At 70.2% G+C, this 15,502-nt stretch carries 12 protein-coding genes; 4 read left to right on the forward strand and 8 right to left on the reverse strand.

Translation table 11 applies throughout. From position 1 onward, the window contains the following. Together GWK61_RS57580 and GWK61_RS43575 are read right to left on the reverse strand one after the other, a co-directional pair. Positions 1 to 197, reverse strand: a 197-nt coding sequence (locus GWK61_RS57580; RefSeq protein ID WP_228563922.1) for a hypothetical protein, incomplete at its 3' end; no start/stop codon positions are given. A 107-nt stretch (positions 198 to 304) separates the two neighbouring features. Next, positions 305 to 1,798, reverse strand: coding sequence for an MFS transporter (locus GWK61_RS43575; RefSeq protein WP_194918130.1), 1,494 nt, complete (start codon positions 1,796 to 1,798; stop codon positions 305 to 307). A gap of 186 nt (positions 1,799 to 1,984) precedes the next feature. Between GWK61_RS43575 and GWK61_RS43580 the strand changes: the two genes are divergently transcribed. Then, the gene (locus tag GWK61_RS43580; protein WP_194918131.1) at positions 1,985 to 5,449 is read left to right on the forward strand and encodes a hypothetical protein; all 3,465 of its coding nucleotides are present in this window, start codon (positions 1,985 to 1,987) and stop codon (positions 5,447 to 5,449) included. Between the two features lie 66 nt (positions 5,450 to 5,515). On the opposite strand, the gene GWK61_RS43585 is transcribed toward GWK61_RS43580, so the two are convergent. Beyond that, complete coding sequence (locus tag GWK61_RS43585; protein ID WP_194918133.1) at positions 5,516 to 6,199, reverse strand: HAD family hydrolase; 684 nt, start codon at positions 6,197 to 6,199, stop codon at positions 5,516 to 5,518. A 7-nt stretch (positions 6,200 to 6,206) separates the two neighbouring features. Next, positions 6,207 to 6,803 carry a TetR/AcrR family transcriptional regulator gene (locus GWK61_RS43590; protein WP_194918135.1) on the reverse strand — a complete coding sequence of 199 codons (597 nt, stop codon included), beginning with the start codon at positions 6,801 to 6,803 and terminating at the stop codon, positions 6,207 to 6,209. A gap of 90 nt (positions 6,804 to 6,893) precedes the next feature. Here GWK61_RS43590 and GWK61_RS43595 point away from each other — a divergent pair, with 90 nt between their 5' ends. Then, the gene (locus GWK61_RS43595; protein WP_194918136.1) at positions 6,894 to 7,853 is read left to right on the forward strand and encodes an NAD(P)H-quinone oxidoreductase; all 960 of its coding nucleotides are present in this window, start codon (positions 6,894 to 6,896) and stop codon (positions 7,851 to 7,853) included. A 410-nt stretch (positions 7,854 to 8,263) separates the two neighbouring features. Next, the gene (locus GWK61_RS43600; RefSeq protein WP_194918138.1) at positions 8,264 to 11,311 is read left to right on the forward strand and encodes a CHAT domain-containing protein; all 3,048 of its coding nucleotides are present in this window, start codon (positions 8,264 to 8,266) and stop codon (positions 11,309 to 11,311) included. A 19-nt stretch (positions 11,312 to 11,330) separates the two neighbouring features. Here the strand turns inward: GWK61_RS43600 and GWK61_RS43605 are convergent, their stop codons facing one another. The 4 genes from GWK61_RS43605 to GWK61_RS43620 all read right to left on the reverse strand — a co-directional run bounded on the left by GWK61_RS43605 (position 11,331) and on the right by GWK61_RS43620 (position 14,288). Next, on the reverse strand, positions 11,331 to 11,900 hold the full coding sequence (locus GWK61_RS43605) for a hypothetical protein (RefSeq protein ID WP_194918140.1): 570 nt from the start codon (positions 11,898 to 11,900) through the stop codon (positions 11,331 to 11,333). Between the two features lie 107 nt (positions 11,901 to 12,007). Further along, entirely contained in the window at positions 12,008 to 12,214 is a 207-nt protein-coding gene (locus tag GWK61_RS43610; RefSeq protein WP_194918141.1) for a hypothetical protein, read from the reverse strand. After that, positions 12,211 to 12,555: a hypothetical protein gene (locus GWK61_RS43615; protein ID WP_194918143.1), complete on the reverse strand. Its 345-nt coding sequence runs from the start codon at positions 12,553 to 12,555 to the stop codon at positions 12,211 to 12,213. Before GWK61_RS43615 ends, GWK61_RS43610 begins: the two co-directional genes overlap by 4 nt. 188 nt (positions 12,556 to 12,743) lie before the next feature. Next, positions 12,744 to 14,288, reverse strand: a complete 1,545-nt coding sequence (locus GWK61_RS43620; RefSeq protein WP_194918145.1) for an AMP-binding protein — start codon at positions 14,286 to 14,288, stop codon at positions 12,744 to 12,746. A gap of 212 nt (positions 14,289 to 14,500) precedes the next feature. On the opposite strand from GWK61_RS43620, the gene GWK61_RS43625 reads away from it, so the two are divergent. After that, positions 14,501 to 15,274 (forward strand): class I SAM-dependent methyltransferase, encoded by a 774-nt coding sequence (locus tag GWK61_RS43625; RefSeq protein ID WP_194918148.1) that lies wholly within the window; start codon positions 14,501 to 14,503, stop codon positions 15,272 to 15,274. Positions 15,275 to 15,502: the final 228 nt, after the last annotated feature.

A 15,502-nucleotide genomic window follows, 5' to 3' on the forward strand; every position in this document is an offset into this window, starting at 1 on the left:
CGCGACCCCCATCCCTCCGAGCCGAGGCCGCTCGCCGCGCAGGCGCCGCCGGAGGCGCCCTTGAACACGAACACCACCGCCCGCCAACACCACACCCGCCACCACCCGAGCCGGCGCGCGGTCGTGCACAGCGACACCGGCCAGCCGCCAACGCCGGCCGCGTGGCACAACCGAACTGCGCCACCCCGCGAGGCCATCCAACCATGCGCGAAGCCGTAAAAAGCTTCTAAAAACCACAAACCAACCGCACCCGCCACCCACACCCAGGTCAACAGCGCCTCAAATCACCGTCGCGGCCTGACGGCTAGCGCGTGGACTCCCGACCGGGAAGAAACCGCACCGTCAGCAAAGCCCCAACAAAAGCAACCCCAGCGCCGATCCAAGCAGCAGTCTGCGTCCCGTCGAGGAACGCGGCGCGCGCCGTCGCGGCGAAGTCGGCGCCGAGTGGCCCGCCGACCTTGTCCGCGGCCTCGATCGCGCCGCTGATCGACTCGGTGGCGACCTTGCGCAGCTCGGCGGGGAGTGACCGGACGGCTGAGGTCAGGCCTGCGGCGAAGCCCGCTGCGTAGACGCTGCCCATGACCGCGACGCCGAGGGTGCCGCCGAGTTCGATCGAGGTCTCGTCGACCGCCGCGGCGGAGCCCGCCTGGTCCTCCGAGACCGAGCTCATGATCGACTCGCTGGCGGCGATGCCCGCGGCCACCAGGCCCAGCGTCAGGACGCCGAGGCCGGCCAGGACCAGCGGCTCGTTGTTCCGCCAGCCGACTGTGGAGAACACGAGCATGCCGAGGGTGGTCACGGCCAGGCCGCCGGCGACGACGTCGCGCGTGCCGAACCGGTGGACGAGCGGTTCCGCGGCCGCCGCGGACAGGCCCGCGGCCACCGCCATCGGCGTCAGCCGCAGCGCCGAGCCGACCGGGCTGTGGCCCTGGACCGTCTGCATGTACAACGTCAGCAGGAACGCCGTGCCCATGAGCGCGAAGTACGCGATCGTCACCGCCATGCTCGCCGCCCAGAACCGCGGGTTGTGGAACAGCGTCAGGTCGAGCATCGGGTACGCGGTCCGGCGCTCCCACCACAGGAACAGCACGAACCCCGCCGCGCCGCCGGCGAGCGTCCCCAGCGTCCGGGCGCTAAGCCAGCCCGCGTGCGGAGCCTGGATCACCGCGTAGACCAGCGCGGTCGTCGAGGCCGCGCCGAGCACCATCCCCAGCGGGTCCAATGGACGCTTGCCCGCCGCGCGCGATTCCGGGACCACCAGCGCGACGGCCAGCAGCGAGCCCGCGACCAGCGGCACATTCATCCAGAACAGCGACGGCCAGCCCCAGACCTCCACCAGCACGCCGCCGGCGATCGGCCCGAGCATGACGCCCGCGCTGACCACGCCAGTCCACACCGCCATCGCCTTGACCATCTCCTCGGGCGGGAAGACGCTCCGGACGATCGACAGCGTGGCGGGCATGATCATCGCCCCGGCCGCGCCCAGCACCGCGCGCACCGCGATGAGCTGCCACGGCGCGTGGCACAGGGCGCCGCCCGCCGAGGCCACGCCGTACAGGACCAGCCCGGCCACCAGCAGCCGCCGGCGGCCGAAGCGGTCGGCCAGCGAGCCCATGGTGATCATGAGCGCGGCCAGCGCCAGCACGTACGTCTCGGTGATCCACTGGAGCTGGCTGGTCGTCGCCTGCATCGCCACGCCGATGCTCGGCAGCCCGATGTTCAGGGCCAGCGTGCCGATGTTGACCGTGCACAGCGCGACGCTCAGGGCCATGAGAATGTGCCAGCGGCGCGGGTGCATGCGACCAGTCTTGATCAAGGACGGCGACTATGCCAACCAGGTTGACGCGCCGCGACAGCCTGCGACAGCTCGCGACGGCCTGCGACGGCTCACGACGCCCCGCTGCGCCCCACGCCAGCCGCCGACCCGAACCGGTAAGAGCTATTTCGGACGCGCTCGGCGCATCAGGCCGGGCATCATGGGCGGATGTCCCACTCTGCCGCAGCCGATCTACTCGCCGTGCTCGATCCCCTCGACTACCCGACGCGCTCACGCCGCCTCGGCACCGAGACCGCCCGGCTCGCTGCGAATCCCGCCGCGCTGGACGCCGTCCTGGACGCGTTCGCGGCCGGCGGCGCCTACGAACGCGAACTCGGCCTGAAGATGGCCATGGCCGCGCACCGGTCGGACCGGGTGATCGCCGCGCTGCACGACCCGCTGCACCGCATCAGGGCGCTGGCCCTCTACGCGTGCGTCGCGCGCCCCGACGCCGAGGCCGACGCGGCGATCCTGGGCACCGTCGACGACGCCTCGCTGCACTGGCGGCGCACCGTCGTCCGCCTGGTCGGCGCGGCCAAGCGGACCGACCTGGCCGACCGGCTCGCCGAGTCCTACCGCGACCGGCTCGGCGACGCCGACACGGCCAAGCTGCTGCCGGTGTGCTCGGCCAAGGTCGCCGAGCAGCTGCTGCCCGACCTGGCCCACGAGCTGCGCGCCTGGTCCCGGTTCGGCACCCGACATCCCACCCTGATGCTGGACTACGCCCGGCGCGAGCTGGCAACGGTTCCGTCCGGGGCGCGAGCCGTGTGGTGGAACCTGTTCGGCGAGGGCCTGGTCGCCGCCGCCGAGCAGCACCCGGACCAGGTGCTGGACCTGTTGGAGGAATTCCCGCTGCCGCAAGGGCTTCCGTACCAGTTCCTGCACCAGATCGGCCTTCTGACGCGCGCCGACGAGACCCGCACGCTGCGGTTGCTGACGGTGGCCGACGGCGGGCTCGTCGGACGCTGGCGGAGCCTGTCGCGCACCACCCGCAAGCGGCTGGCCAGTTCGGGGCGGCCGGAGGTCGCCGTGGTCGGCCGCGCGGTCGCCGACCAGCCGGCGGCGACCGCCGACCTGCTGCGCAGCCTCCCGCCGGTCGCCCGGTCGGAGTTCTACGACGTCGTCACCGCCGACCGGGAACAGGACACGGCGATCCTGGACCCGGCCGTTCTGGACGCGCTGCCCCGACGGCGGCGGCACGCCGAGGCCCGGCGGATGCTCGGGCTGGCCGCGTACACCGACCGGCCGGACGAGCGGCTGGTCGTCGTGGCGCGGCTGCCGTGGGACGAGGCGCGGGCGGAGCTGCGTACGGCTGTGCGCCGCGCCGACGCCGAGGAGCGTGCGGAGGCGTATCCGCTGCTCGTGGACTGCGCCGCCGCCGAGGACCATCCGCCGACGATCACCTCGCTGCTCACCGAGGACCTGCTCCGGCTGCGCAACGAGCAGGACCCGGTGCGGCAGGCCGCGCTGACGGCGCTCGCGGCGGTCCCGGCCCGGCTGTTCGAGGACACGGCGGCGGTGGCCGACGTGCTGCGGAGCCTGGCCACCGATGCGATCGAGGCTCGCGACTTCTCCTGGTACACCCGCGAGGCGCTGCGGCGGTTGGCGTGCCGGGTGTTGGCGCATCAGGCTACGGACAGCCGCGGTTCTGGCTCTGACTCTGGTTCCGGCTCCGGCTCCGGTTCAGATTCCGGCTCGGGCCTGCTGCTGGCATGGTCGCTGGCGACGTTCGACCGGCTGGCCGGCTCGACCGGCTACTTCGTGCTGGACCGGATGGACCGGGACCTGCGCCGAGGTCAGGAACTGGCGGTCTACCGGACGCTGCAACCGTGGATCCAGCGCGGCATCGAGCGCAGGGATCACCGCCTCGTCCTGGCGCTGGCCGAGTCCCTCGGCGACCGCGCCAGGTCGATCCCGGGCCTCCAGGACGGGCTCGCGCACGCCATCTGGCACGGTACGGTCGCCACCGCGCAGTCGGCGATCGACCTGTGGCTGGACGATCCGGCGCACCGGGACACCCGGGTCGGCCAGGTCGTCGCCTGGGATCCGACCGCGGTGGCGATCCCCCGGGTCTGCCGGCTGCTGTCCCTGCGCCGGACGGACCTGCTGGACCCGTACCTCACCGCGAAGAAGCCGATCAAGGGCAGGTTCATCGCGAAGGGCGTCATCTGGGTGCCGCCGTTCCGACCGTCCCGCCGGTGGCTGCCGCGCCAGCTGGCGGCCTACGCCGGGCAGCTCGCGAAGATCGCCGCGGACCCCGGGGCGCGGATCGACATGCGCGTCGGCGCGATCAACGGCCTCGGCGCGCTGCCCGGCGAGGGCCAGCGGGAGGTGCGGCGCTACCTGGACTCGAGCGAGGTCCCACTCGTCGAGGCGGCGCTGCGGATGCTGTCCCGCGGCCAGGATCCGGTGGCCGACCTGCCGGTCCTGCTCGGCTACGCGGACGGCGACCGGGCCCGGGTGGCCGTCTACGCGGCCGGCCGGGCGGCCCGCTTCGCCCGGCCCTCGGCCGCCGGACCGGTCCTGGCCTCGGTCGCGCTGTCGCCGACGGCGAAGGTCACCAGCCGCAAGGAAGCGCTGCGGATCGCGGCGGACATCGAGATCCCCGGCCTGGTCGACCTGCTCGTCACGGTGTGGCGCGCGCCCGGACAGCATCGCGACGTCAAGGCCGCGGCCGTGCTGCGGCTGGCCGCCCGGATGAACGACGACCGGGTGCGAGCGCTGCTGCGCGAGGCCGTCGGCGACGACGCGGCGATCGCCACGCAGCTGCTGCGCATGGATCCGCTGCACCTTCCCGAGCGCCACCGTGCCGCCTACGGCGACCTCATCGCCGCGGCCTGCGACGCCGACGACCCCAAGGTCGCCGGGGCGGCGCTGGCGGTCGCGCCGCGGTGGTACCGGTGGAACGAGGCCGCCGCGACCGCCGTGTGTGCGGCCATGACCGATCTCGGCCGGCGCGGCGGCCGGGCCGCCCCGCCGACGGCGTTGTTCGCGCTGCTCACCGAGGGGATGCCGATGCCGCGGTATCGGGCGGTGCTGGAGGCTTTGCTCGACGCCGATGCGCGGGAGGACCAGGAGGAGATTCAGGGCGATGCCCAGGGCGGTGGGGGTGATGAGCGGGACCGACCCGCCCGTCGGCGCCTGGTTCTGATCGCACAGGCGGCGATCACGCTGCGGACCCGCGATCGGGCCGATCACCGCGCACTGCTCGCGGGCACCGCACAGACGTTGACCGGACATCCCGGTTATACGCGGCTGGCGTCGACGCTGCGCGCGAGCGCCGTGGATCTCGGCGCCACGGCCGAGGAGGTGACCGGCGAACTGCTGGAGATCGCCGCCAGCCTGTCAGGACGTTGTGACGCGGCGGGGCAGGTGGGCGTCTGTCTGGCCGACATGGTCGGGCCGAGCATGCCATGGAATCCGGCCGCGGTGCTCACCGCTATCAGAGCACTGATCGCGCGCGACGATCCGGACGCCGGGCAGATCGCCGTGCGGCTGGTCGGCGCGGTCGGCACTGCGCTGCGCTGGCCGGAGGGGTGCCGGTCGGCTGTCAGGGCTCTGCGTCGGCACTCGGCGCCGGCCGTGGTGGAGGCGGCGCTGGACTTGGATATCGGCGCGGCTGCTGCGGTCTAGGGCATCGCCGACAGCGAGCGATCAGGCCGCTGCGATGTAGCCGGCCGGTCGCGGAAAAGCGAGCGATCAGGCCGGACCGGATCCGGTGACGATCGCGAACGCGTCGGTGATGGACGCGGCGATGCGGGTCGGCCGCATCGCCGCCTCGCGCGGCAGATCGGCATCCGCGTCGTTCTCGGAGATCCAGATGGTCCGGAGCCCGGCCGCCGCTCCCCCGGCGACGTCCTTGTCGAGCCGGTCGCCGACCATCCAGCCGTGCGGCCCCAGGTCCACGCCGAGCTCGGCGGCCGCGAGCTCGAAGATGCGCCGGTCCGGCTTGCGGTGGCCGGCGGCCTCGGAGTCGACGACCACGTCGACGTGCTGCCGCAGGCCGACGCTGTCGACCTTGGCCTGCTGGACCAGGGTGGACCCGTTGGTGACGACGCCGAGCAGCCAGCCCGCCGCGCGCAGCTCCGCCAGGCCGTGCCGCACTGCCGGGTCGAGGACGAACTTGCCCGGGTAGACGGCGGCGACGTGCGCCATCAGCTGCTCGTCCGGCGCGGTTATGCCGTAACGCTCGCGGGCGTCCGCGACGAACGCCGGCCAGTTCGCGGCGGCGTCCACGCGCTCGAACACGTCGGACGCCGCGTCCTCGACGCCGGCGACATACTCGGCAGTGACGTATTCCGCGGCGAAGTCCACGGACCAGGCGCGCAGGGCTGTCCGCGCGTCCACGAGGGTGTCGTCGAGGTCGAAGAAGGCGAAGCGCATGCGGTGATCATACGGACGGCGATTTCACTGCGGAGATAGCGAGCACCGCGTTGATGGCCGCGCGAACCTGCTCGGCGACCGCTTCGGGCGTGGAGGCGTCGAGTTTGCCGTCGAGGAACAGGAATGCGAGCCCGTGCACCAGCGCCCACACCGCGGTCGAGAGCGGTGCGGGGTCGGCGTCAGGGAAGACCGCGTGGACGATCGCTTGCAGGTACTCCGACACGGCAGCCGCCGCCGCGACACGCTCCTCGTTGGTGGGATCACAGGGCTCTGCGAACATGGCACGGAACAGCGCCGGGCGCTCCAGGGCGAAGCGGACGTAGGCGACGGCGAGTTCGGTGAGGTCCTGCGGCGTCGCGGGCGCCGGGTTCGCCGCGATCAGCTGTTCGCCGAGTTCGCGGTAGCCCTCGGCGGCGACGGCGGAGACAAGCTGCTCGCGCACCGCGAAGTGCCGGTAGGGGGCGGTCGCGGACACGCCGGCACGGCGCGCCACCGCCCGGAGCGACAGGCTGGCGCTGCCGTCCTCCTCCAGTAGCTCCCGCGCGGCGCGCACGCAGGCGGCACGCAGGTCGCCGTGGTGGTAGGGGACCTCGACGCGTGACATGAGACACCTCTTCCATGTTTGCGGTGCTCACATTCGTCGGCCTAATGTGAGCACTGCATACATTGTAGTCGCCACCGGAACGGAACAGTCGTGAAAGCAGTAGTGATCAAGGAATTCGGCGGCCCGGAGATGCTGGAATGGACCGAGGTCGACGATCCGGCGCCGGCCGCCGACGAGGTCGTCATCGACGTCGTCGCCAGCGCTCTGAACCGCGCCGACGTGGCGCAGCGCTACGGGCTGTACCCGCTGCCGCCGGGGACCTCGCCGTATCCGGGGCTGGAGGTGTCCGGCCGGATCAGCGCCGTCGGCGACGGCGTCACCGGCTGGGAGGTGGGCCAGGAGGTCTGCGCGCTGCTGGCCGGCGGCGGTTACGCGCAGCAGGTCGCCGTTCCCGCAGGGCAGGTGCTGACCGTTCCTCGGGGCGTCAGCCTGACCGAGGCCGCGGCGCTGCCGGAGGCCACCGCGACGGTGTGGTCCAACCTGGTGCCGGCCGCCGGGCTGCAGGCCGGCGAGACGCTGCTGGTCCACGGCGGCGGCGGGGGCATCGGGACGACGGCCATCCAGATCGGCAAGGCGCTCGGGGCTCGGGTCGTCACCACGGTCGGCGGCCCCGAGAAGGCGGCCCTGGCGCGGGAGCTGGGCGCCGACCAGGCGATCGACTACCGCAGCGAGGACTTCGCCGAGCACGGGCCCTACGACGTCATCCTCGACGTCATCGGCGGGGCGTACCTCGACCGCAACATCCGCTCGCTCGCCACCGACGGACGGCTGATCGTCATCGGCCTGCAGGACGGGCTGGAGGCGTCGCTCAACCTCGTCGAGGTGCTGTACAAGCGGCTGTCCGTGATCGGCACGACGCTGCGCAGCCGGTCCAAGGCGCAGAAGGCCGAGATCATCGCCGACGTGCAGAAGCACGTGTGGCCGATGGTCGAGAGCGGCGCCGTGAAGGTGGTCGTCGACCGGACGCTGCCGATGTCCGAGGCCGCCGAGGGCCACCGGCTGATGGAGACCGGCGGGCACACCGGGAAGATCATCCTGGTCAACGACTGACGGTGGCACGGCTGGCACCGCCTGCACGACTGGCACGGCTGGCACGGCCGCGGCGTTCCTCGTCCGGCGCCGTCGTGCCGTGTCGGCCGACGCAGGGACGCCTCCGACCGAGTAGCTTGTCGTGGTCCGTCAGACGGCAGGCGAGGCGGGAGGTGGCTGTGTCAGCTCGCGACGATGCGCTCCAACAGCTCCAGCGATGGCTTCAAGAGGCCCGCTCAGCGCCTGCGCGGATCCTCGATGCGGAGGCGTTGCGGGCGGCGGAGGCTCTGCAGACGGCGACAGGGCCATATCCGGACGCCACTGCGACGATCGCGCTCGGTCGGTATCGGTGGGCGTGCGCGAACGCCGTCGGTGCGGGACGTGCGCGGGATGGTCGGAGCGCCGAGGGTGAGACGGCCGAGGCGGTGCGGATGTTCTCGCGCATCTATGGGCTTCTGGCGGGGGTCGTTCCGGAGGAGTTGCGGGAGAGGGTCCTTACGCGACTACAGACAGAGCCCATCGCAGACGCTGATCCGCTCGGACTTGCGGCGCGTGCTACGGCCCTGATCGCCGAGTCCGAGCGCAGCACCGATACGCGGCCGCTTCTGGACGCGCTGGTTTTGGTGGAAGCGGCGCTGAGGGTTGTCCCGTCCGGGCATCCGGATCGCCACCTGCACGCGGGGCTCGGCTGCGACATCAGCAAGGCGCTCTATGTCCGCACCAATGCGGTGACGCACCTCAACGAGGCGATCCGGTACGTGCGGGAAGTCCTGAGAGAGATTCCGCGTACGCACGTCTCTTATGCGGGCTATCTCACCGTGCTCGGCTCACTGTTGCGATCGCGCTTTCAGGCCACGAACGATATGAGTGCGCTGGAGGAGTCTCTGAAGACCTGCCGCGACGCGGTAGCGATGACTCGGCCCGATGACGCGGAGCGCGCCGAGCGGATCAACATACTGGCCAGGGTTCTCAAGTTCATGTACATACGCACCGACGAGCGGTCGTATAACGACGAGAGACTGGCGCTCCTTAGAGAGTCCGTCTCCGTGTCGCCGCCGGGACACCCGAACAGGGCTACGAGCGTGGCCGCCCTGGGCGAAGCCCTGGCGGAGATGGCGGAGGCGACCGGTGATGTGGATCGGTTGGACGAGGCTCTTGAGTATCTGCGCGAGGCCGCCGAGGCCGATTCCCTACACGTTTCCCAGCTCGGGACGTTTCTGCGTGTGCGATACGACCTGACCCGAGACTTGCATGCGCTTGAGGAGTCCATCGAGACCCTTCGTATAGCGATTGCCGCGAACCGGCCCGACCACGGCGCTCCCCATGTTCACCTCGATCAGCTCGCCGCGTCGTTACAGGCCCTCTATGAACGCACCGAAGACCTCGGCGTGCTGGAGGAGTCGATTCGCATTAGTCGGCAGGTGCTGATGATGACGCCGCCGAGGCTGCTCAATCGCCCGCGCTACCTCAGTACTCTCGCGCGGCGGCTTCAGCAGCTCTATCTGCGCACCAGGGATGTGCGCGTACTGAACGAAGCGATCGAGTCCGTCCAGGAGGCGATCGAGACGGGTACCGAGCCGATCGCCTATGCGCACCGGCTGGCGATCCTCGGCAGCTTGTACCGCCTGCGTTACCTGCACACCAAGGATGAGAGTGAGCTCGTTAAGGCGGTCGAGGTACTGCGGGAGAGCGTGGCCGCCATTCCGGCAGACCATCCGACCCGCCAGGAGTGCATCGGCGAGCTTGGGCTGACGCTGCAGGGGCTCTCCATGGTCAGGTCGGATACGGAACTCCTAAAGGAGGCTCGGGACTACAGCCAGGAGATTGCCGACTCGACCATGGTGCCGCTGGATATGCGAGTCCGGAGCTCTATGCATCTGGCTTCCATCTCCGAACGGCTTGAAGACGGGGAGGCCGCTCTCGCAGCCATCGAGCGGGCTGTGGAGTTGGCGGAGGTTCTCACGCTGGACGGGGTCACGGAAGCCGACCGTGCGCATCGGTTGGGGGAACTCGCGGATCTGCCCGGGCAGGCGGCGAGCGCCGCGCTGTTGGCCGGGCAGCCGTCGCGGGCTGTGGAGCTGCTTGAGCGCACGCGTGGCGTGCTCGCGGCCGACACGCTGAATCAGCGCAGCGGTGAGGTGGAGCGGCTGCGGACGGCGGCGCCGGGGTGGGCTGCGGATTTGGCGAAGGTGCGGACGCGGCTGAGTTCGCCGACGCTTGCGCGGGCGGCGTATCGGGATCTCGGCGTGTTGCTCGAACGGATCAGAGGGGTTCCGGGGTTCGAGGACTTTCAGCGTCCGCCACGGATCGAGCAGCTTTCGCGGCTGGCGGGCAGTGGGCCGGTGGTGCTGATCAGCGCTGGGTTGTTCCGCTCGGATGCGCTGATCCTGACCGGCCGCGAGAACGACAACGGCGGCGATCCGGTGGAGTTGGTTCCGCTCCCGGAGCTCGATCGCGTGGAGGCGGCCAGGCAGGCGGAGCGGCTTGCCAGGGCCGGACGTGCGGCGCTGCGCGATCTGTCCCCTGAGATGCATCGGGTGGAGGTTCGGGACGAAGTGGTCGATGTCCTGGCGTGGTTGTGGGAGGTCGCGGCGGCACCTGTGCTGGATCACCTTGGCTTCACCGAGGCGCCGGCGGAAGGGCAGGAGTGGCCGCGGCTGTGGTGGTGCCCGGCGCATGTGTTGTCGTTCCTGCCGTTCCACGCCGCCGGCCGGTACCAGCCGGCTGCCCCGGTTGTCTCGGCTGCCCCGGCCGATCGCGACCAGGAGTCGCCGGGGCCTTCCGCGCCGCCCGCGCTGTCCGTGCTGTCCGTGCTGGACCGCGTCGTGTCGTCGTACACGACGACAGTCGGCGCGCTCGCTCAGCGGGAGCGGCCTCGGCACAGCATTCCGGCGACGCTGATCGTCCCGGTGCCCGACACGCCCGGCGCGCCGCTGCCCGGCGTCGTCACCGAGACACAGGCGCTGCTGCGGATGGTCCCGGACGCCAGGCCGCTGCTACGGCCGTCGCGGGCCGACGTGCTCGAAGCGCTGCCCGGCTACCAGATCGCGCACTTCGCGTGCCACGGCCACGCGGACCGGACCGATCCGGCGCGCAGCCACCTCATCCTGACCGACCACGCCGACGCGCCGCTGACCCTGGACGACATCAGCCACCTGAATCTGAGCGCTGATCTGGCCTACCTGTCGGCCTGCAGCACCGGGGTCGCCCCGGTGCGGCTGTCCGACCAGTTCCTGCACTTCACCGGCGCGTTCCAGCTGGCCGGCTACCGGCACGTGATCGGGACGCTGTGGTCGGTCGACGACCAGGTCGCCGCCGAACTCGCGACCGACTTCTACGACCGCCTGACCGGCGGCGGGACCTTTCCGCCACGGACCGAGCTGAGCGCCTGCGCGCTGCACGACTCGATCCGCGCCCTTCGCGCCCGGTACCCGGACAACCCGGCGCTGTGGGCCGCGCATACGCATACCGGGGCGTAGTAGCCGGCCTAGTAGCCGCCTAGCCGTTCTTGGGCATCGAGGGACCCAACAACGCTCCGACCTCCCCCAGGAATCGGGTGTCGCCCATCGGTCCCATGCTGAGGGTCGGCTCTTGGTGAGAACCCACGGTCACATCCACCCCGAAGCACAGGATCGAGACTTCGGCGGTGGGTTGAGCGGCCTTCGAGTCCTGGAAGTCCAGCTGGTAGGCCGGCCCCATCGTGGATGTGCACGGAACCGCGATGTTCTGGTCCGACGCCACCGGCAGGGCATTGATCATCGCGGCCAGCCGGGCGATGACTTGCTTGTCCGTGACGGCATAGGTCAGCTCGTAACCGGGGCCGCGTGAAGCCTGATCGGGCAGGTTGTAGTGCTGGACGACGCTCAGGTACGCGGTCGCCGGAACGGGGACGCGATCGTTGTTTCCTTTACCGGCGGCACTGCTGGTGCCACCTGTACTGCCGACATGACTAGTACTGCTCGTACTGCCGGCACTGCCCGTCGACGAAGCGGCGGCTGCGGAGCACCCTGCAACAGTCAGGGCCACCCCGAATGCGACTATCCAGTGAGCTGATCCTCGGCGCATCATGCATCCTTGGACGCGCCGAGTGCGCGGCGCGTTCCCCCGGGTACTCAGGGTATTCCGTTACAAGGAAGCCCGGTAGGGCCCGGCGGCTCACCGCCGCCGGGCCCGCCTCACTTCCCGCCGGCGGGCGGCGGCACCATCGTCGCCCCGGGGAACGGCGTGCCGAGCGGGATGTTGGTGTACGGCAGCGTCCCGTGAGGTTTGCCGGTCGACTGGCTGGTGGGGGGCGGCCCGGTGATCTCGCCGCTGAACGTTGTGGCGACCATCGCGCCGCTGCTGTCGTAGACGTCGATCTGGAAGGTGTTCCATGACGTCACGCCCGGCGGACGCAGCAGTCCTCGAACGGAACGAGGGTCGGCGCTGGGCGGAAGCGGAACCCTGATATCGATCCCAGACGGCCGCTCACATCTCGGAGTTGAGGGACGTGGTCCATGGGGATGGCCAGTCGCTCCGCGGATTCGAGGTACTCGGCGGCCGCCTGCGTGCGGTGCCGAGCGGTGAGCTCGGCGCAGACCATCTGCCACAGCTCGTGTTCCCTGTCGGTGTACTCGACGACCGGAACCGGATCGTCCGGCATCAGGCCGGCGGCGAGTGCGGCGATCTCGCCGCGGCGTGATTCGTAGGCGGCATCGGCGGCGTGGCCGCTCGTCCGTTGCATGGCGGGTGACTCCAGTTCTGGGCTGTGCGGCGTTCGACGTCGACGACAGCGCTGTAATCCGGCGTGGGGCTGGGGTGCGGGGTGCCCGTCCGGCCTGCGATTCGCCGTGGGTGCCGGGGACGCCAGGGCGGCCCGGGCATCCGGGCCGTCCGCGCCGTCCGGACCGTTTGGGCCGTCCAGGCCGCCGGCTAGGACTGCGGCGCTGCCTGGCCCCCGGGCAGCTCCTCCGCGCGTCGCCGCAGCGCGAGCCGGTCGACCTTCCGATTGGCGTTCAGCGGAAGGGTGTCCATGTGGACGTACCGGCGTGGCAGTGTGCTGGCCGGCAGCACGGCGCGAACCCGCTCGGCCAAAGTCGGCTCCGGCACTTCGTCACCGGTGTAGAACACGATCAGCTCTGTCCCGTGCGCAGCGGGCCGGGGGACGGTGACCGCGTCGCGCACCCCTTCGCAGCCGCGGACAACGTGGTCCACTTCCGCGAGTTCGACGCGCCATCCGTGCACCTTCACCTGTGCGTCCACGCGGCCGATGAAGACGAGCTCGCCATCAGGGTTCTTGCGGACCCGGTCACCGGTCCGGTACCACCGCCGGCCTTCGAACTCGACGAACCGGCCGGCGTCGTCGGCGGGGTTCAGGTATCCGGGGGCTATCTGCGGGCCGGTGATCCACAGCTCACCCTCTTCGTCCGACTGCTCCCCCTGCTCGGCGACCAGCCGGAAGTCGTTGCCGGCGTGCACTTTCCCGATCGGCACCGTGCCGTTGACACCGCCCTTTTCGGACTCCTCGCCCGACCAGCGGTGCCAGCAGATGCCGATCGAGAACTCGGTCGGCCCGTACAGGTTCTCCAGCTTCGACGCCGGTGCGGCCGCGAGCCAGTCCACGACGTCTCGACAGCGCAACGCTTCCCCGCCGAAGAACGACCACCGCAAGCCCGGCAAGGAACCCTTCTCCAGGCCGCCCATCTCGCGGGTCATCCAGATACCGCTCGGTGTGGAGTGCCACACGGTGACCCCGTGTTCGGCCAGGAACGTGGGCAGATCCCGATACGCCGACGGCGGCACCACCTGCATCATCGCGCCGGCACCCCACGCCGCGAAGACGTCGTGGATGCCCGGGTCGAAGTTGAGGTCGTAGGTCTGGGCGAAGACGTCGTCCGGCACGAAATCGCACCGGTTGTGGAGCTCCTCGAAATAGTGCGCGAACCCGCCGTGCAATATGGGAACCCCCTTCGGGATCCCCGTCGACCCCGAAGTGAAGAGGATATATGCGCGGTCTGAAGGTGCTACCTGCGCCGGCGCTGCCATTTTTGAGTCCGGCACGACCGGGATGACGGGAAACCGACCGGCGACGTCGCGTGTGTCGAGGACTCGAACGGTCGTTTCCTGATCGACGATCTCCGGCAAAACCGCGAGACCGTCTTCATCGGCGATCACCGTGTCCACTCCGGCCACGTCGAGCATTCGCCGGGTGAGCGCGGCGGGGAAGTTCGGCTGCAACGGGACAACTGTGGCGCCCGCATAGAGCACCGCCAGAAGCCCTATATAGGATTCACGGCTCTTGCCCGCCAGCACTCCGACCGCGCGAGGAGAGCCGGCCGCTTTGAGCGAGCCCGCCCAGAGCAACGCCGTCTCGTGCACCTGCCGATAGGTGATGGTCTCCGAGCCGATCCGTACGGCAGGACGGTCTGCGGAAAGCTCCAGCCCTCGCTGGAATCGCTCGATCATTGTCAGAGGCATGACGATCCACCCCGCATTTCGTAGCCCCGAAACCACTCATCAGTACGATGATCACCGCATCAGGCCTGGGAGCTGTACTGACGTCCGTCAGGTGCGGCCGGCAGGGGCCCCGCACGGGCCGGGGTACCCGCGCGGTACCTGACAGACGTCAGTGATTCCGGCGCGGCTGTCGGTGCTTCGATGGCTCGAACCCGAACGGGAAGGACATCGGGATGTCGAGCAGTGATCACCGGGCAAGACTCTTGCGCGCTGCGGAGTTCCGCCGAGCATTCGACGACCGACTCGCTCGCATCGAGCAGCAGACACCCTTCGACTCGGTCTACGACCTGGACACCGCGGATCCCGTGGAGCTGTGGGAGCTTCCGGACGCGGACCAGAAATGGGTCGGGCGAAACGCCAGATACGCGCCGACGCCGGTCCGCTCCGTGCGCAACGCGCTCAGCAGATGCGACGTGCGCCACGAGGAAGCGACATTCGCCGACGTCGGCTGCGGCAAGGGGCGCGTCTTGCTCCTGGCGACCGAACTGCCATTCCGCCGCATCGTCGGCGTGGAGGCGTCGAAGGCACTGTGCGATATCGCCAGAAGCAACGTGGAGACGGCTTCGGCGACGCACGAGGGCTGCGAACGGATTTCAGTGGTGCACGCCGACGCCACGGAGTTCGACGTACCGGAGGACGCAGGCCTCTTCTACTTCTACGAGCCGTTCGCGCTGGACGTATCCATGGCCGTCCTGGACAGGATCGACGACTCGATCCGGCGCCATCCACGCAGGGTCCTTCTCTGCTTCACCGGCCGCGGGCAGCCGGACGGGAACGGCAGCGATGGCGAGGCGTCCCCGATCGCGGCAGCGGCTGCCGAGCTTCGGCCTCAGTGGAACCTGGTGGAAACGGTGACGTCACCGGACGGGGAGTTCTATGACTCGTTCGTGTACGAGTACGTGCCGCACGCTCCAGATTCCAAGATCACTGGCGGGTATACGTCATGATTCGACGTTGACTCACTTCCGATCACGCCCCCGAGCTAAAATCATTCAACATGATTCAACACATCGTGCGGGCACAAGCGCGCCCGGACGATGGCGACATTTGGCGCGGGGACTTGGAGGACAGATGTCAGCGAGCTCGCAAACGGATCGGCAGGACGCGGGCGGTTCGGTGAGCCGGCGGGCGGTACTCACCAGCGGAGCCGTCGTCGGCGCCGCGTTGGTGGGGGC

The organism is Catenulispora rubra (genome assembly GCF_015356825.1).
Lineage (GTDB): Bacteria > Actinomycetota > Actinomycetes > Streptomycetales > Catenulisporaceae > Catenulispora > Catenulispora rubra.